At 42.4% G+C, this 18262-nt stretch carries 20 protein-coding genes; 18 read left to right on the top strand and 2 right to left on the bottom strand.

Going from position 1 to position 18262, the window contains the following annotated elements; translation table 11 throughout:
- Positions 1-627: 627 nt before the first annotated feature.
- The 8 genes from rpmH to noc all read left to right on the top strand — a co-directional run bounded on the left by rpmH (position 628) and on the right by noc (position 8119).
- On the top strand, positions 628-762 hold the full coding sequence (gene rpmH / locus NYE22_RS23100) for a 50S ribosomal protein L34 (protein WP_003178075.1): 135 nt from the start codon (positions 628-630) through the stop codon (positions 760-762).
- Between the two features lie 151 nt (positions 763-913).
- Entirely contained in the window at positions 914-1264 is a 351-nt protein-coding gene (gene rnpA, locus NYE22_RS23095; protein ID WP_003242628.1) for a ribonuclease P protein component, read from the top strand.
- Between the two features lie 144 nt (positions 1265-1408).
- A complete protein-coding gene (spoIIIJ, locus tag NYE22_RS23090; RefSeq protein WP_010886648.1) occupies positions 1409-2194 on the top strand; it encodes a YidC family membrane integrase SpoIIIJ in 786 nt (261 codons plus the stop codon).
- Entirely contained in the window at positions 2191-2817 is a 627-nt protein-coding gene (gene jag, locus NYE22_RS23085) for an RNA-binding cell elongation regulator Jag/EloR (protein ID WP_003243764.1), read from the top strand. The genes spoIIIJ and jag overlap by 4 nt, the downstream gene beginning before the upstream one ends.
- A 309-nt stretch (positions 2818-3126) precedes the next feature.
- Complete coding sequence (mnmE, locus tag NYE22_RS23080; protein WP_342412219.1) at positions 3127-4506, top strand: tRNA uridine-5-carboxymethylaminomethyl(34) synthesis GTPase MnmE; 1380 nt, start codon at positions 3127-3129, stop codon at positions 4504-4506.
- Between the two features lie 20 nt (positions 4507-4526).
- A complete protein-coding gene (gene mnmG / locus NYE22_RS23075) occupies positions 4527-6413 on the top strand; it encodes a tRNA uridine-5-carboxymethylaminomethyl(34) synthesis enzyme MnmG (protein WP_003226825.1) in 1887 nt (628 codons plus the stop codon).
- A 13-nt stretch (positions 6414-6426) separates the two neighbouring features.
- Positions 6427-7146 carry a 16S rRNA (guanine(527)-N(7))-methyltransferase RsmG gene (rsmG, locus tag NYE22_RS23070; RefSeq protein WP_015250777.1) on the top strand — a complete coding sequence of 240 codons (720 nt, stop codon included), beginning with the start codon at positions 6427-6429 and terminating at the stop codon, positions 7144-7146.
- Between the two features lie 121 nt (positions 7147-7267).
- Entirely contained in the window at positions 7268-8119 is an 852-nt protein-coding gene (gene noc, locus NYE22_RS23065) for a nucleoid occlusion protein (RefSeq protein WP_015250778.1), read from the top strand.
- Positions 8120-8169: 50 nt separating this feature from the next.
- Here the strand turns inward: noc and NYE22_RS23060 are convergent, their stop codons facing one another.
- Positions 8170-8610: a PH domain-containing protein gene (locus NYE22_RS23060; RefSeq protein WP_003244005.1), complete on the bottom strand. Its 441-nt coding sequence runs from the start codon at positions 8608-8610 to the stop codon at positions 8170-8172.
- 247 nt (positions 8611-8857) lie between these two features.
- On the opposite strand from NYE22_RS23060, the gene soj reads away from it, so the two are divergent.
- Both soj and spo0J read left to right on the top strand, forming a co-directional pair.
- On the top strand, positions 8858-9619 hold the full coding sequence (gene soj / locus NYE22_RS23055) for a sporulation initiation inhibitor protein Soj (RefSeq protein ID WP_003219244.1): 762 nt from the start codon (positions 8858-8860) through the stop codon (positions 9617-9619).
- A complete protein-coding gene (gene spo0J / locus NYE22_RS23050; RefSeq protein WP_003226832.1) occupies positions 9612-10460 on the top strand; it encodes a stage 0 sporulation protein Spo0J in 849 nt (282 codons plus the stop codon). Before soj ends, spo0J begins: the two co-directional genes overlap by 8 nt.
- Positions 10461-10498: 38 nt before the next feature.
- On the opposite strand, the gene yyaC is transcribed toward spo0J, so the two are convergent.
- Positions 10499-11116, bottom strand: a complete 618-nt coding sequence (yyaC, locus tag NYE22_RS23045; protein WP_342412218.1) for a spore protease YyaC — start codon at positions 11114-11116, stop codon at positions 10499-10501.
- A 461-nt stretch (positions 11117-11577) separates the two neighbouring features.
- On the opposite strand from yyaC, the gene NYE22_RS23040 reads away from it, so the two are divergent.
- From NYE22_RS23040 to xth, 8 genes are all read left to right on the top strand, one after another.
- Positions 11578-12594, top strand: a complete 1017-nt coding sequence (locus NYE22_RS23040; RefSeq protein WP_282627218.1) for a hypothetical protein — start codon at positions 11578-11580, stop codon at positions 12592-12594.
- Positions 12595-12687: 93 nt separating this feature from the next.
- Complete coding sequence (locus NYE22_RS23035; protein WP_003226838.1) at positions 12688-12894, top strand: DUF951 family protein; 207 nt, start codon at positions 12688-12690, stop codon at positions 12892-12894.
- Positions 12895-12944: 50 nt separating this feature from the next.
- On the top strand, positions 12945-14948 hold the full coding sequence (locus NYE22_RS23030) for a molybdopterin-dependent oxidoreductase (RefSeq protein ID WP_072173959.1): 2004 nt from the start codon (positions 12945-12947) through the stop codon (positions 14946-14948).
- 126 nt (positions 14949-15074) lie between these two features.
- Positions 15075-16175 carry a redox-regulated ATPase YchF gene (gene ychF / locus NYE22_RS23025; RefSeq protein WP_342412217.1) on the top strand — a complete coding sequence of 367 codons (1101 nt, stop codon included), beginning with the start codon at positions 15075-15077 and terminating at the stop codon, positions 16173-16175.
- A 110-nt stretch (positions 16176-16285) separates the two neighbouring features.
- On the top strand, positions 16286-16573 hold the full coding sequence (gene rpsF / locus NYE22_RS23020; RefSeq protein WP_003244064.1) for a 30S ribosomal protein S6: 288 nt from the start codon (positions 16286-16288) through the stop codon (positions 16571-16573).
- Positions 16574-16613: 40 nt separating this feature from the next.
- The gene (gene ssbA / locus NYE22_RS23015; protein ID WP_003219228.1) at positions 16614-17132 is read left to right on the top strand and encodes a single-stranded DNA-binding protein SsbA; all 519 of its coding nucleotides are present in this window, start codon (positions 16614-16616) and stop codon (positions 17130-17132) included.
- Between the two features lie 43 nt (positions 17133-17175).
- The gene (gene rpsR / locus NYE22_RS23010; protein WP_003219224.1) at positions 17176-17415 is read left to right on the top strand and encodes a 30S ribosomal protein S18; all 240 of its coding nucleotides are present in this window, start codon (positions 17176-17178) and stop codon (positions 17413-17415) included.
- Between the two features lie 64 nt (positions 17416-17479).
- On the top strand, positions 17480-18238 hold the full coding sequence (gene xth, locus NYE22_RS23005; protein WP_003243194.1) for an exodeoxyribonuclease III: 759 nt from the start codon (positions 17480-17482) through the stop codon (positions 18236-18238).
- Positions 18239-18262 lie beyond the last annotated feature (24 nt).

The following is an 18262-nucleotide window of genomic DNA, read 5'->3' as shown; positions in this document are numbered from 1 at the left end:
CTTCCGGCACGTCCCTCCTTTTCTTAGAAAATGGCGTCTTTCTCTGTTATAGAACACAAAAAAAAGAGCAAATGGCGCTTACCATTCGTACACATTAAATGTTGAAAACATATAATATAGTAGATAAATAGCTTTTCGACAAATTTCACAACTTGTGGACAACCTTCTACACAAGCTGTGTGAAATCAATCCACAACTTATCCACACTTTGTGGATAAAGAGGAAAGGTAGGATTAGTAATCAAGAGTTAAAACACAAATATAATACCAAAATAAACGAGAGCTTGCAATGGTTGTCACAATCTTATCCACAAAGCGGACAACCTGTTGAAAAAACCTTGTCCACAGGGGTTGGTAATGTGAAAATGTTGTCGATAACCTCTGTGGATACTAAAAAAAGCCGAAAAAGATATCCACATGCGTGATTTTAGGGGCAAATTGTTTGAATTTGTCTTTTTTCCGTAAAATTAAGGAATCTAAAAAATAAGGTTTCGAAAGTTGAAAAGGTATGGTATCCTATTATGGTTGCAAGAAATAAAAGCACTAGTGAAGTTGACAATGAATAGGTAACGCAAATATAATAAGTAAGACTGTCTTTAACAGCTATTCCTCGAGGGAGGTGTCATAAATGAAAAGAACATTCCAACCGAATAACCGTAAACGCAGCAAAGTTCATGGCTTCAGAAGCCGTATGAGTTCAAAAAACGGTCGTCTAGTTTTAGCACGCCGTCGCCGCAAAGGCAGAAAAGTATTATCAGCTTAGGCCACTGAATAATGTCAGTGGTCTTTTTTCACGTTATGGGAAAAGATAGATGTGATGCGTAATGAACCGGGGCATGCTTCCTGGTTCAGATGCATCTCATGTTCATAATAAATTTTAAAAGTTTCTGCCAGCCAGTATCGGAGTGAGTCATTTGAAGAAGCGAAATCGTTTAAAGAAAAATGAAGATTTTCAAAAAGTGTTTAAACATGGGACATCAGTTGCAAACCGCCAGTTTGTCTTATATACGCTTGATCAGCCTGAAAATGATGAACTGCGTGTCGGGCTTTCCGTCAGCAAAAAAATTGGCAATGCCGTGATGCGAAATCGGATCAAACGTTTGATTCGGCAGGCCTTTCTTGAAGAGAAAGAGAGACTGAAGGAAAAGGATTACATCATTATTGCCAGAAAACCGGCGAGCCAGCTGACATATGAGGAAACGAAAAAAAGTCTGCAGCATCTATTCAGAAAGTCTTCATTATATAAGAAATCTTCGTCAAAGTAGGCATCACCACTGATTTCTTACAACTTTTAAAAGCGCTTCCTTTCTGGTTGATCAGAAAAAGACACCATTTAAAACTGAAAGATGCTAAAATACATACAAGTATGCTTTGCAATAAAAGAGTGTAAAGATTAATTATAGGAGGAAATGTTGTTGAAAAGGAGAATAGGGTTGCTATTAAGTATGGTTGGCGTATTCATGCTTTTGGCTGGATGCTCGAGTGTGAAAGAGCCGATCACTGCAGATAGTCCGCATTTCTGGGACAAGTACGTAGTATATCCATTGTCTGAGCTCATTACGTATGTAGCGAAATTGACGGGAGATAACTACGGGCTTTCAATAATTCTAGTTACCATTTTAATTCGTTTATTAATTTTACCGCTGATGATTAAGCAGCTGAGAAGTTCGAAAGCGATGCAGGCTTTACAGCCGGAAATGCAAAAGCTTAAAGAAAAATACAGCTCAAAGGATCAAAAAACGCAGCAAAAGCTTCAGCAGGAAACAATGGCTTTATTCCAAAAGCATGGTGTCAATCCATTGGCGGGATGTTTCCCGATTTTGATCCAGATGCCGATTTTAATTGGATTCTATCATGCGATCATGAGAACCCAGGCGATTTCAGAGCACAGCTTCTTATGGTTTGACTTAGGAGAAAAAGATCCTTACTATATCCTTCCTATCGTTGCCGGTGTCGCTACATTTGTTCAGCAAAAACTGATGATGGCTGGCAATGCGCAGCAAAATCCGCAAATGGCGATGATGCTTTGGATTATGCCAATTATGATTATCGTATTTGCGATCAACTTCCCGGCGGCTCTTTCTCTTTATTGGGTAGTTGGTAACTTGTTTATGATTGCGCAAACTTTCCTCATTAAAGGACCTGATATAAAAAAAAATCCTGAGCCGCAAAAAGCCGGAGGAAAGAAAAAGTGAGGAATGTGACTGCTGCAGGGCGAAATGTCGATGAAGCAGTACAGTCCGGATTGCAAGAGTTGGGATTAACGAAGGATAAGGTAGAAATTACTGTTATTGAAGAGGGAAACAAAGGGTTTCTCGGTATTTTCGGTAAAAAGCCTGCGATCGTAAAGCTGGTTGAAAAGATTGATCCGATTCAGCAAGCGAAGTTATATCTTCAAACGATTGCCGAAGCCATTGCCGGGAAGTCTGATGTGACTGTTCAAGAAAGTAAAAAGACAGTGAGATATCATATAACAGGTGAAAAGGCAGCATTGTTGATTGGGAAAAGAGGACAAACCTTAAACGCCCTTGAAACTTTGACACAGCTTGCCCTTAACCGTTATCCAGGCCAATATAAAAATGTGACGGTGGATGCAGAAAACTATCGTTTGAAAAGAAAAGAAACACTGAGCCAGCTGGCCATCAAGCTTGCTGACCAGGTTTTGAAAACGAAAAAATCCATCCAGCTTGAGCCTATGCCGTCCAGCGAAAGAAAAATTATTCACGATACTCTTTCTGGATATGCAAACCATCAGATCAAAACATATTCAATGGGTGAAGGCGAAAATCGTCATCTCGTTATTTCCCATAAAAGATAGCATAAAACCGAAGTCCGATAAAAATTGGATTTCGGTTTTTTTGTATCTGAAAAATCTACTTTTCCTAGTAATATCAAGGTTTTGCCGTTTAAGTTTTTTCTTTTTAGGTGTATCCTGTTGATAAAAAGGAAGTTCAGGAAATAAAATTAATTGTTATTCACATGTGGATAAGTTAAAGTAATAAGGGACGAATTTCTATTTCTGTGGATAACAAATCTTCCACTTCGAACCAAACTATGTTATCTTTTAGTTTTGGCATAATAAAATTTTTTTATATAGATGAAGTATAAGTAAAGAGAGGTGAACAACATGGATACAATTGCGGCAATTTCCACACCGATGGGAGAAGGCGCGATTGCGATTGTACGGTTGAGCGGACCAGAAGCCATTCAAATCGCAGATAGAATTTATAAGGGACCAAAGGGGAAAACACTCAGCTCGGTCGAATCACATACGATTCATTATGGTCATATCGTAGACAGAACTTCGGATCGTGTCGTTGAGGAAGTAATGGTATCAGTGTTAAAAGCGCCGAGAACTTTTACACGGGAAGATGTTATCGAGATAAACTGTCACGGGGGAATTGTGACTGTGAACCAAGTGCTTCAGCTCGCATTGAGAGAGGGAGCGAGACTATCAGAGCCTGGTGAATTTACGAAACGTGCGTTTTTAAACGGCCGAATCGATCTTTCACAGGCGGAAGCGGTTATGGACTTAATCAGAGCGAAAACGGACCGGGCAATGAACGTTGCTATGAATCAAATGGAAGGGCGTCTTTCTGCTTTGGTGCGCCGTTTGCGCAGTGAGATTTTAGAAACACTGGCCCATGTTGAGGTGAATATCGATTATCCGGAGTATGATGATGTAGAGGAAATGACGCATCAGATTTTAGTCGAAAAGGCAACCGCCGTGAAAAAGGAAATTGAGGCGCTGCTGAGGACTTCTGAGCAAGGAAAAATCTTGCGTGAAGGTCTTTCTACCGTCATTATCGGCCGGCCAAACGTAGGAAAATCATCTCTTCTGAACAGCCTCGTTCATGAGGCAAAAGCCATTGTAACTGATATTCCCGGAACGACACGGGATGTGATTGAGGAATACGTGAATGTAAGGGGCGTCCCGCTTCGTCTGGTTGATACAGCAGGTATTCGTGAAACAGAGGATATTGTTGAGCGAATCGGTGTTGAACGTTCTCGCCAGGTTCTAAAGGAAGCGGACCTGATTTTACTTGTGCTTAATTATAGTGAAGAGCTTTCTGAAGAAGACGTGAAGCTTTTTGAAGCCGTTGAGGGCATGGATGTTATCGTGATTTTGAATAAGACTGACCTTGAGGCGAAGATTGACACTGAACGTGTCCGTGAGCTTGCCAATGGACGTCCAGTTGTTACGACTTCTCTTTTAAAAGAGGAAGGCATTAATGATCTGGAAGAAGCAATTCAATCGCTGTTCTACACGGGTGCTATTGAAAGCGGGGATCTGACTTATGTCAGCAACACGCGTCACATCTCTATTTTACAGCAAGCAAAACGCGCCATTGAAGATGCGCTTAGCGGCATCGAACAGGATGTCCCGATCGACATGGTGCAAATTGACCTTACAAGATGCTGGGAGCTTTTAGGGGAAATCATTGGAGATTCTGTCCACGAAAGCTTAATTGATCAGCTCTTTTCTCAATTCTGTTTAGGAAAATAATTAAAGGAGGAACTAGAATCATGGGGTATGAAGCAGGCCAATACGATGTGATTGTGATTGGCGCCGGGCATGCCGGTGTTGAGGCTGCCCTCGCATCTGCACGCCAAGGCGCCAAAACGCTTGTCTTGACCATCAACCTAGATATGGTTGCATTTATGCCATGTAATCCGTCTGTCGGCGGCCCCGCAAAAGGGATTGTCGTCCGCGAAATTGACGCGCTCGGCGGAGAAATGGGAAGAAACATCGATAAAACGCATATTCAAATGAGAATGCTGAATACAGGAAAAGGTCCTGCGGTTCGTGCTTTGCGTGCGCAAGCAGACAAATTCCAATATCAGCACGAAATGAAAAATACGCTTGAAAAGGAACCAAACTTAACATTGCTGCAAGGAATTGTGGAGCGGCTGATCGTTGAAGACGGCGAATGCCGAGGCGTTATTACACAAACAGGCGCACATTATCGTGCGAAAGCAGTTGTCATGACAACAGGGACATATTTAAGAGGACGTATCATTCTTGGCGATCTGTCTTACTCAAGCGGCCCGAATAACCAGCAGCCTTCTATTAAGCTTTCTGAGCATTTGGAGGAACTCGGTTTTGACCTTGTTCGTTTTAAAACAGGTACGCCGCCTCGCGTTAAAAGCGACACGATTGATTACAGCAAAACGGAAATTCAGCCTGGTGACGATGTGCCTCGCGCTTTCTCATATGAAACAGTGGAATATATCACAGATCAGCTCCCTTGCTGGCTGACATATACAAGCCCTGAGACACATGAGATTATTGACAGCAACCTGCACCGTTCACCGATGTATTCCGGTATGATCAAAGGTACGGGCCCAAGATACTGCCCATCCATTGAAGATAAAGTTGTACGATTTAATGATAAACCGCGTCACCAGATCTTCCTTGAGCCGGAAGGCAGAAATACACAGGAAGTCTATGTCCAAGGTTTATCTACAAGTCTTCCAGAAGACGTACAGCAAAGAATGCTTGCAACGATTCCTGGACTTGAAAACGTGCAAATGATGAGAGCCGGCTATGCGATCGAGTATGATGCAATCGTACCGACACAGCTCTGGCCGACACTTGAAACAAAAAAAATCACAAACCTTTACACTGCAGGCCAAATTAACGGAACTTCCGGTTATGAAGAAGCTGCGGGACAAGGGATTATGGCGGGAATCAATGCAGGACGAAAAGCGCTTGGAAAAGAAGAAGTGATTTTAAGCCGTTCTGACGCCTATATTGGTGTTCTGATTGATGACCTTGTGACAAAAGGTACCAATGAGCCATATCGTCTTTTGACATCACGTGCGGAATACAGATTGCTGCTTCGCCATGACAATGCTGATTTGCGTCTGACAGAAATCGGACACCGCATTGGATTGATTTCTGATGAGCGCTATGCGGCTTTTGAGAAGAAAAAAGCGGCGATCGAGGCGGAGAAAAAACGTCTTCATTCTGTAATTATCAAGCCGTCTCCGGAAAATCAAGAATATATCCGTTCTCTTGGCGGAAGCGAATTGAAAGATGGAGTTCGCGGCACAGACTTGATGAAGCGTCCTGAAATGAACTATGAAACAGTCACAAAACTGGCGCCGCCAGAAGTGCCGGTTCCTCAAGACGTGGCAGAACAAGTAGAAATCCAAGTGAAATATGAAGGATATATTGAAAAATCTCTTCAGCAAGTGGAAAAACTGAAGAAGATGGAAAATAAAAAAATTCCAGATCGAATTGATTATGACGCAATTAAGGGGATTGCGACCGAGGCGCGTCAAAAACTGAAAAATGTACGGCCTTTGTCTGTTGCCCAAGCTTCCCGCATTTCCGGTGTAAACCCGGCGGACATTTCAATTCTATTGGTGTATTTAGAGCAGGGACGCATTGCGAAGATAGCCGAATAGAAAGGATGACGGCATGAATATTGAAGAATTTACTTCTGGTTTGGCGGAAAAAGGGATCTCCCTTTCTCCCCGTCAGCTAGAGCAATTTGAGCTGTATTACGACATGCTGGTTGAATGGAACGAAAAAATCAATCTGACTTCAATAACAGAGAAAAAAGAAGTGTATTTAAAGCATTTTTATGATTCCATTACAGCTGCTTTTTATGTCGACTTCAATCAGGTGAACACGATTTGTGATGTCGGAGCGGGAGCGGGTTTTCCAAGTCTGCCGATAAAAATATGCTTTCCGCACCTCAATGTCACAATCGTAGATTCACTGAATAAACGGATCACGTTTTTAGAAAAGCTATCTGAGGCTTTGCAATTGGAGAATACAACATTCTGCCATGACAGAGCTGAAACGTTCGGGCAACGGAAAGACGTGCGTGAAAGCTATGATATTGTGACGGCACGAGCAGTTGCGAGATTATCTGTTTTGAGTGAGCTTTGCTTGCCTCTGGTGAAGAAAAACGGTTTATTTGTTGCTTTAAAAGCCGCATCAGCTGAAGAAGAACTGAATGCAGGCAAAAAAGCAATCACGACGCTTGGAGGAGAACTTGAGAATATCCATTCTTTTAAGCTGCCTATTGAAGAAAGCGATCGTAATATTATGGTGATACGCAAAATAAAAAATACGCCTAAGAAGTATCCAAGAAAACCGGGAACTCCTAATAAATCGCCAATTGAAGGGTAATTTAGACAGCCTGATATGACAATACCATCATATTTTCATCAAAATTGATGGATGTACAGCAGGAAAAACCATGAGAAAATAGAATTATAAAAATGGCAGTTTTTAAAGGTGGTGTAGGTACATGAAGCATTCATTCTCTCGTTTCTTCGGGCTTGGTGAGAAGGAACAGGAGCCGGAGATTGCTGAACATGATACAAACAAAGAAGAGATTCTGGAAATACCGGTAAATGCTATCGTTCCCAACCGTTTTCAGCCACGCACCATTTTCTCAGATGAAAAAATCAAAGAGTTAGCAATGACCATTCATACACACGGCATTATTCAGCCGATTGTTGTTAGGCATACAGAAGAAGAAGGCCAATACGAACTCATTGCAGGTGAAAGACGCTGGAGAGCGGTGCAATCGCTTGAGTGGGAAAAGATTCCGGCAATTATTAAGGATTTTTCCGACACGGAAACCGCTTCTGTGGCGTTAATCGAAAACTTGCAGCGGGAAGAACTGTCTTCTATTGAGGAAGCGCATGCTTATGCTAGGCTGCTTGAGCTGCATGATTTAACACAGGAGGCACTCGCACAGCGCTTAGGAAAAGGGCAGTCTACAATCGCGAATAAGCTTCGGTTATTAAAGCTGCCTCAGCCGGTCCAAGAGGCAATTATGGAGAAGAAAATCACCGAGCGCCATGCCAGAGCGCTAATTCCGCTGAAACAGCCTGAGCTCCAAGTCACACTGCTCACAGAGATTATTGAGAAAAGTTTAAATGTAAAGCAGACGGAAGACCGCGTGGTGAAAATGCTGGAGCAAGGCAAGAGAAAGCCAAAGCCGAGACGCAAAGCATTCAGCAGAGATACAAGAATTGCGATGAACACGATTCGCCAGTCACTATCAATGGTGGAAGACAGCGGTGTAAAATTGAATACGGAAGAAGAAGAATTTGAAGAATATATTCAATTAACGATTCGCATACCAAAATAGAAGCTCTCCTGAAAAGCAGGAGAGCTTTTTATATTTTAAATAAAAGGTAATCACTTACTTTTAGTGAATATTATTATATTAGAATTCTTTTCTTTGAGCTTGTGGATAAATTCTTCAGATTTTTGCGGTGATATCACTGCATGTCCCCATCCCCCCTGATAATATATTGTGATGGCATGGCGAGAGCCGATCAGACGAAAACCGGACCACAGTTTCTTTTTTTGAACGACTTTATCGATGTTTTCATAAGGAATTTGATGTTTGATCAATCCGGCTTTAATGATCAGATGGTGTTCCTTCAATACATATTTTAGGTCAATAAAGCTCCAAATGATGAGTCCATTTAAAAGAGTCAGCAGAATAAAAATGATCCAGCCGGAAACTCTCATATTTCCCAGCACAAAAGGAACAATGGCATCTGCTTGTATCAGTAATATGAGAAACACAATCATCAGCGTAACGGGTACATCTCTCTTCGTTTGATAAACCATTTTCTCACCATCCTGTTTCCACGTTCTGTACTGTGACTTCTTCTTTTTTTCTTTAAGAAATTCCTTTTTTAAGTCAAAAAAACATAGAAATTGCAGAATTTATAAGAGAAAGCATAAAGCGTGCTTGAATTTTCAATTATTTCCCTTCTGATTCGGAACAAAATGATGAAAAAAATGAAACGCTTTAATCTTTTTTTGATAGAATAGAAGCAAGATAGTACATGTTCATGTGAAAGTAGGTGACATCGTGGGAAAAATCATAGCAATTACGAACCAAAAAGGCGGGGTCGGCAAAACAACGACGTCTGTCAACCTTGGGGCATGTTTGGCTTACATAGGGAAAAGGGTTCTGCTGGTAGATATTGATCCGCAGGGAAATGCGACAAGCGGATTAGGGATTGAAAAAGCCGATGTAGAGCAGTGTGTGTACGATATTTTAGTAGATGATGCAGATGTAATAGATATTATTAAAGCAACGACAGTAGAGAACTTGGATGTGATTCCTGCGACGATTCAGCTTGCAGGGGCTGAGATCGAGCTGGTTCCTACAATATCAAGAGAAGTGAGATTGAAGAGAGCGCTTGAAGCAGTAAAGCAAAATTATGATTATATTATCATTGATTGTCCGCCGTCATTGGGCTTGCTGACGATTAACGCCCTTACAGCCTCGGATTCCGTTGTGATTCCTGTACAGTGCGAATATTATGCCTTGGAGGGTCTCAGCCAGTTATTAAATACAGTACGTCTTGTGCAAAAGCATTTGAATACTGATTTAATGATTGAAGGTGTATTGCTGACAATGCTTGATGCCCGGACAAACCTTGGCATTCAAGTGATTGAAGAGGTTAAAAAGTATTTTAGGGATAAAGTATATAAGACAGTTATTCCGCGTAATGTCCGTCTGAGTGAGGCACCGAGTCACGGAAAACCCATCATTTTATACGATCCGCGGTCAAGAGGTGCGGAAGTATATTTAGATTTAGCAAAGGAAGTGGCTGCGAATGGCTAAAGGCCTTGGAAAAGGGATTAATGCGTTATTTAATCAGGTAGATTTGTCTGAAGAGACAGTTGAAGAAATTAAAATTGCCGATTTACGCCCTAATCCTTATCAGCCAAGAAAACACTTTGATGACGAGGCATTAGCTGAACTAAAAGAATCTGTGTTGCAGCATGGCATTCTTCAGCCGCTTATCGTCAGAAAATCTTTAAAAGGCTATGATATTGTTGCGGGTGAACGGCGTTTTCGAGCGGCAAAGCTGGCAGGTTTAGATACAGTTCCGGCCATTGTCCGTGAATTATCAGAGGCGTTAATGAGGGAAATTGCTTTATTAGAAAACCTTCAGCGTGAAGATCTATCTCCGCTTGAAGAGGCTCAGGCATATGACTCCTTGCTGAAACACTTAGATCTCACGCAAGAGCAGCTTGCCAAACGTCTTGGAAAAAGCAGACCGCATATTGCGAATCATTTAAGACTGCTGACACTGCCAGAAAATATTCAGCAGCTTATTGCCGAAGGTACGCTTTCTATGGGACATGGACGCACGCTTCTTGGCTTAAAAAACAAAAATAAGCTTGAACCGCTGGTACAAAAAGTGATTGCGGAGCAGCTCAATGTTCGCCAGCTTGAGCAGCTGATTCAGCAGTTGAATCAGAATGTTCCACGTGAAACAAAGAAAAAAGAACCTGTGAAAGATGCGGTTCTAAAAGAACGGGAATCCTATCTCCAAAATTATTTTGGAACAACAGTTAATATTAAAAGACAGAAGAAAAAAGGCAAAATCGAAATTGAATTTTTCTCTAATGAAGACCTTGACCGGATTTTAGAGCTTTTGTCTGAACGAGAATCATAAATGAAAAAACCATCTTTCAAACGAAGATGGTTTTTGTTTTATATGCGCCCAGTGAGCCTTTGCAGCGGGTTAATGCGTTCTTGCCTCCACTCTGTCCGATCTGTTAAACTCAAACCTTCCGCTAGAACATTTGCCATATTCATGACCAAGTTGAGTCTAGTATTTTGCAATACAAAATATTCCATAAAACCGCTAACATTCACGATTCCGTTAATATGAAGATCTCCCACTTCAGAAAGGTCTTTTTGTACACCGGCTCCGGGCTTTAATGGCCCGTCCCCGATTTGAAATGAACCCACACTCTTAACGCGGCCTAAGCATGCATCCACTGCTATAACAAATGGGTTTTTATGTAATTTATGAATATCATTGATTTTATCCTTCATGTTCACAGCATGGACGGGGTCAGATAAGGTTCCGTAGACATGGAATCTGGTGAGCTGCATCTGTTTGAGTTTCATTCCTACGAGCGGGCCTAATGAGTCACCGGTTGAACGGTCTGTTCCGATACAAACCACGACAATTGGTTTGCCAGCAGCTTTACGTAAGGATGAAGAAAGGATGGTTTGGATTTGTTTTGCCGCTGCAGCATCTGTATGTGAAACATATTGCTTTACTCGTTCCTGAGAGGAAAAAAGCCCGCCTTTTCGATTCATGGGTTTCACTTCCTTGTTATAGTAGGTAACAGAATTGCTATGGGTGTGAGTAGTTATGTAAGGTTGTTTACAGTATATCCAGCAGTACGGTTTTTTATGCTTTGTGTATGACACCGGAGATTTTAAAAAAGTAGAGGGCATGATATGAATGGTTAGTGGGCGATTACAAGTATTGTCCCCCATTGCCTCGATCATGATCAAGCAATGGTCTGCTTATGAAACACTTGAATAGGTAGGAATGGTTAGAAAAAAGTGAAGAGTGAAGTTCACTTCTTCATTCCGCGGACAAACAAATAAATATCTCTTTTTAGACTGCCGTATTAGCAGTCTTTTTTTATGTGTATTTCGTATGATAATTTCAGCTTGTGTTCAAATGTCTATGAAAATATGGCATTTTTGCTTTCCTTTATTTATATAGTAACAATAACGGGAACAAGCTGAACTTTGTCTATGAGGTGATAGTGTTGTGGAGAGCCGGAATGAAGTGGATGCTGCTCATATTAGGGAGCCTGATCGGGGCCGGATATGCGAGCGGTCAGGAGATATGGCAGTTTTTTGGGGCGGAAAGCGGACTTGCTATTGTGCTGTTTACAATTATGTTCATTTTCTCGTCTTATATTGTGATGAAAATCAGTTTTAAGGTTCAATCCACTCATTTTCTGCCGGTTCTGGAGCATTTAATGGGGCCATGGCTGGCGAAAATTTATGATGTCCTCATCATTTTTTATTTGTTTTCGACGACTATGGTGATGATTGCCGGAGGCGGTGTGACCCTGCAAATGTACAAGCTTCCTTTCTGGTGGGGAATCACGCTGATTTGCATCGTGACAGTGTGCTTGTTTTTTTGGGATGTGAAAGGAATATTATCTATAAATAGTATTTTGATTCCTGTGTTAGTAGCGGGGCTTTTATATGCGCTGATCTCCTTTCAGAGCACACATCACCATACGTGGACGATTGATTTGTCCCAGCAGTATAACTGGCCTGCGAGCATTACGTTTACCTCTTTAAACATCCTTTCAGTTGTTGCGATTTTATCCTCTGTTGGGAAAGAGATGAAAGGGCTCGGAGAAGCAAAAATCGCAAGTGTGGCAAGCGGTCTTATTTTTGGCGTGATCTCATTTGTTTATAATGAAACGTTGGTGGAGCTGGCGGGCTCCCTTTCTCAGTTTGAAATACCGCTGTTTGCCGTTCTGGAGGGTGCGCCTTATTTCCTTTTTTTATGTATGACGGCGGTGCTGTGCCTGGCGATTTACACGACGACGGTAGCTGGTTTGCTGGGGCTGTCCAGCCGGCTGATGGCGTTTATTCATATGCCGAGATGGATGATTGTGTTGATTTTGTTAGTGTTAATGGTACCTTTTACTTCTTTCGGATTTTCTGATTTGATCGCGTTCTTGTATCCGATATATGGGATGCTCAATTTGTATTTGTTAGTTTGTCTGCTCTTATATCCTATTTTGAGTAAATGGAAATAAGAGGATGTATTTCTTTTCGGGTATCTTGATTGCTCTTATGATCAGTTTTTTTGTACAATAGATACAGCAGTTTAGGAAAAGAGGTGAAGGGTCTTGGCGGATAAAGACTTTGGCCTGAATGATATCGTAGAAATGAAAAAACCGCATCCATGCGGAGCGAACAGCTGGAAAATTATACGCATGGGAATGGATATTCGAATTAAGTGTGAGGGATGCTCTCACAGTGTTATGATTCCGAGAAGAGAATTTGAAAGAAAACTAAAAAAAGTACTAGTCAAGCATGAGGAGCCTACTTCATAAATAGGCCGACACTCATGCTTTTTCATATAGAAGGTAAGGAGAAGACGGCGATGAGCAAAGTGCATCAGTCGGCATGTCCGCTGAATTGTTGGGACAGCTGCGGCTTTTTGGTGACTGTTGATGATGGAAAGGTAACAAAAGTGGACGGAGATCCAAACCATCCGATTACGGAAGGTAAAATCTGCGGCCGCGGCAGAATGCTTGAGACAAAAACAAATTCGCCTGATCGGCTTCGCTATCCAATGAAAAAACAAAATGGCGAGTTTGTGCGGATTTCTTGGGAGCAGGCACTTGATGAAATTGCCGATAAACTTCGGGAAATCAAGGAAACGTCGGAGACGACTGCTGTTTTGCACAGCCATGATTATGCGAATAACGGTCTGTTAAAAGCGCTTGATCAGCGTTTTTTTAATGGATATGGCGGCGTGACCGAAATCGTCGGAAGCATATGCTGGGGCTCCGGTATCGAGGCGCAAAGCTGGGATTTTGGCCGTTCGTACGGTCACGGACCGCTTGATATTTACAACAGCAAGCATGTTGTTGTGTGGGGAAGAAATGTATCAAGAACAAATATGCACTTATATCATCACTTGCAGCAGGTGAAAAAGAAGGGCGCCACGATTACGGTGATTGATCCGATCTTCAACCCGACTGCTAAGCTTGCCGACCGCTATATCTCTGTAAAGCCTGGAATGGACGGCTGGCTTGCGGCAGCCGTTTTGAAGGTTCTGATTGAGATGGGAAGAACGGATGAAACGTTTATTTCTGAGCATTCTGTCGGTTTTGATGATGTGAAAGAGCTTTTGAAGACCGTTTCTCTGGAAGAGTTTATTGTGAAAACAGAAACTTCTATGGAGGAGCTGGAGTATTTGGCAGGTTTGTATGCTGATGGTCCGGTGTCTACTTTTATGGGGCTTGGCATGCAGCGATATAAAAACGGCGGCGGAACGATTCGTTGGATTGATGCACTCGTTGCGGCAAGCGGAAATGTCGGAATTAAGGGCGGCGGCGCGAATTTCGGAAATGTCCAGATTGGCGAGAGCTTTGCAAAAACAAAGCTGACGTTGCCGGAATTAAAAACAACATCACGTTCTTTTTCAATGATGACGCAGGCTGAAGAAGTGTTGACCGCTGCTGATCCTGCGATTGAGATGATTATTGTGACGTGCGGAAATCCGCTGACTCAGGTGCCGAATACAAATAAGGTGAGACAAGCTTTTGAAAAGGTTCCCATGACGGTTGCGATTGATTCCATTATGACAGATACCGCAAAGCTGTGTGATTATGTTTTGCCGACTGCCACTGTTTTTGAAGAAGAAGATATCTACTATTCCAGTATGTATCATCATTATGTTCAGTACGGGAAGAAGCTTGTGGAGCCGCAGGGTGAAGCGAAGTCGGACAGCTGGATCTGGTCAGAGCTTGCAAAACGCCTTGGATTTGGCGAGCTGTTTGAATACAGCACTCAAGAATTTTTAGAGATGGGGCTTTCTTCATTGGAAGCAGAGGGTGTGACACTCGAGCGTTTAAAAGAAAAAGGCCACCTCCCTCTTCCAGTAAAACAGGTGCCGTGGGATGATTATCAGTTTTTGACGCCGAGTGGAAAATTTGAATTTACTTCGTCGCTAGCTGAGCAAAAGGGATTTAGCGGCTCGCTTCAATTAAATGTGCCCGAAGAATCTGTTTTCCATAATGAGGAGTTAGCTGAAAAGTACCCTTATACGCTGTTATCCATTCATCCGCAGCGTTCCAACCATTCACAGCATGTGCCATTTATTGAAAAGCTTCAGCACGTTCAGGTCGATATTTCTCCAGATATAGCGGCTGAGCAGGATCTTCAGGATGGAGACGAGGTTGTCATCTTTAATGACCGCGGACGCTTGAAGGGCAAGGTGAAATTGATGAAACAGGCTCATGCGAAGACGATTAATATAGATGAAGGCATGTGGGCGGCTTTTGGAGGGTCAGTCAATGCACTGACAAATGATACAAATTCTGATAATGGAATGGGAAGTACGCTTTTTGACTGTTTAGTAGGCTTGAAAAAAGCATAATCAAAGGGATTGGCAGGCTGAAAATGCTTTTTTGTCAGCTTGTCTTTTCAAGTGAACCTCCTTATAATTGCTCTAGGTTCAAAATACGTTCATACAATGACGGTTTTATATAGAGGAGATGAAAGAATGGCTTTAACAGCTGGAATTGTTGGTTTGCCGAACGTCGGAAAATCAACACTATTTAACGCAATTACACAGGCCGGTGCCGAATCAGCCAACTACCCGTTCTGTACAATTGATCCGAACGTGGGAATTGTAGAGGTACCGGATGATCGTCTGCAAAAGCTGACTGAGCTGGTCAACCCGAAGAAGACTGTGCCGACTGCTTTTGAATTCACTGATATTGCAGGGATTGTAAAGGGCGCATCTAAAGGAGAAGGACTCGGCAACAAGTTCCTATCTCATATTCGCCAAGTTGACGCGATTTGCCACGTTGTCCGTGCTTTTTCCGATGACAACATTACACACGTTTCCGGAAAGGTTGATCCGATTGATGACATTGAAACGATCAACCTTGAGCTGATCCTCGCTGATATGGAAACGGTTGAAAAGCGGATTACACGCGTCAGCAAGCTTGCGAAGCAAAAAGATAAAGACGCTGTATTTGAGTTTGAGATTTTATCTAAACTGAAAGAAGCGTTTGAGAGTGAAAAGCCTGCTCGATCTGTAGAATTCACTGAAGAGCAGCAAAAGCTTGTGAAGCAGCTCCATTTACTGACTTCGAAGCCTATTTTGTACGTGGCCAACTTAAGTGAAGATGAAGTTGCTGATCCATCTGGCAATGAAAATGTAGCGAAGATTCGCGAGTACGCTGCCGGCGAAAATGCAGAAGTTATCGTTGTATGTGCAAAAATCGAATCTGAAATCGCTGAGCTTGAAGGCGAAGAAAAGCAAATGTTCTTGGAAGAGCTGGGCATTCAAGAATCAGGTCTTGATCAGCTGATCAAAGCGTCTTACTCTCTTCTCGGCCTCGCAACATATTTCACAGCCGGAGAACAGGAAGTCAGAGCTTGGACATTCAAAAAAGGCATGAAAGCCCCTGAGTGTGCAGGAATTATTCATAGTGACTTTGAGCGGGGCTTCATTCGTGCTGAGACAGTTGCTTATGAGGATCTTCTTGCGGGCGGCGGTATGGCAGGAGCTAAAGAGGCAGGAAAAGTCCGCCTTGAAGGGAAAGAATATGTGGTCCAAGACGGAGATGTTATTCATTTCCGATTTAATGTATAGGATGCAGTTGTAAAGGGACAAGAGCTTTGGTATAATATAAAATTGTGAGTAATAGAATTATTGCTCCTTGCCCATTATGGGCCGCTTAGTCCAAAAGGAGGTGCAAACAGATGAGAAAGTACGAAGTTATGTACATTATCCGCCCAAACATTGACGAAGAGTCTAAAAAAGCAGTTATCGAGCGTTTCAACAACGTTCTGACTTCTAACGGTGCGGAGATCACTGGAACAAAGGATTGGGGTAAACGTCGTCTTGCTTACGAAATCAACGATTTCCGCGACGGTTTCTACCAAATCGTAAACGTTCAATCTGACGCTGCGGCAGTTCAAGAATTTGACCGTCTAGCTAAGATCAGTGACGATATCATTCGCCACATTGTTGTTAAAGAAGAAGAATAAGCAATTTTGAAATATATAATGGTAAAAGGTGGTCTTTCTTATGCTTAACCGAGTTGTATTAGTCGGAAGACTGACAAAAGACCCAGAGCTTCGTTATACGCCAAACGGTGCGGCTGTTGCTACGTTTACTCTTGCTGTGAATCGTACATTTACGAACCAGTCCGGAGAACGTGAGGCCGATTTCATTAATTGTGTCACTTGGAGAAGACAAGCCGAAAACGTTGCAAACTTCTTGAAAAAAGGAAGCCTTGCAGGCGTAGATGGCCGTTTACAAACAAGAAATTATGAAAACCAGCAAGGACAGCGTGTCTTCGTGACAGAGGTCCAAGCTGAAAGTGTTCAATTTCTTGAGCCGAAAAACGGCGGCGGTTCTGGTTCAGGTGGATACAACGAAGGAAACAGCGGCGGAGGCCAGTACTTTGGCGGAGGCCAAAATGATAATCCATTTGGGGGAAATCAAAACAACCAGAGACGCAATCAGGGGAACAGCTTTAATGATGACCCATTTGCCAACGACGGCAAACCGATTGACATCTCGGATGATGATCTTCCATTCTAATGTGATTATCGCCTAAAATGAAAAAGAAAGGAGGGAAATGACAATGGCAGGAGGACGCAGAGGCGGTCGTGCGAAACGCCGTAAAGTGTGTTATTTCACTTCTAACGGTATCACGCACATCGACTACAAAGATGTAGATCTTCTTAAAAAGTTTGTTTCTGAGCGCGGTAAAATTTTACCACGTCGTGTAACTGGAACAAACGCTAAATACCAACGTAAATTGACTGCAGCGATCAAACGCGCACGTCAAATGGCTTTACTTCCATACGTAAGCGGTGAGTAAGCTGATATGTAAAGAGCAAGGACCTTCGGGTTCTTGCTCTTTTTTATAGGGGGGAGGATGAAACATGAAGTTGATTTCATGGAATGTAAACGGCCTGCGGGCTGTGATGAGAAAAATGGATTTCCTCTCTTATTTGAAAGAAGAGGATGCAGATATTATATGTCTTCAGGAAACGAAGATACAGGACGGCCAGGTTGATCTCCAGCCTGAAGACTATCATGTGTACTGGAATTATGCAGTGAAAAAAGGATATTCCGGCACAGCTGTTTTTTCTAAGCAAGAACCGCTGCAGGTCATCTACGGTATCGGAGTAGAAGAGCATGACCAAGAAGGCAGAGTGATTACGCTGGAATTTGAAAACGTGTTTGTGATGACTGTTTACACGCCCAATTCCAGAAGGGGATTAGAGCGGATTGATTACCGCATGCAATGGGAAGAGGCTTTATTGTCTTATATTCTTGAATTGGATCAGAAAAAACCAGTGATTTTATGCGGTGATTTGAATGTAGCCCATCAGGAGATTGATTTGAAAAATCCAAAGGCGAACCGGAATAATGCTGGATTTTCAGATCAAGAAAGAGAGGCATTCACTCGTTTCTTAGAAGCTGGCTTTGTTGATTCTTTCCGTCATGTTTATCCTGATCTTGAAGGCGCTTATTCCTGGTGGTCGTATCGTGCCGGCGCCCGGGACAGAAATATTGGATGGCGGATTGATTATTTTGTTGTTTCTGAAAGCCTTAAGGAACAGATTGAAGATGCCAGCATATCAGCGGATGTCATGGGTTCCGACCATTGTCCTGTTGAACTTATCATCAATATATGATGAGATAGCAGTAAGGATTTTACA

The sequence above is a fragment of the Bacillus sp. FSL K6-1560 genome (assembly GCF_038592935.1).
Classification (GTDB): domain Bacteria; phylum Bacillota; class Bacilli; order Bacillales; family Bacillaceae; genus Bacillus; species Bacillus subtilis.
The sequence above is the reverse complement of the archived record's forward strand: the minus strand, read 5'-3'. Positions and strand labels throughout refer to the sequence as shown.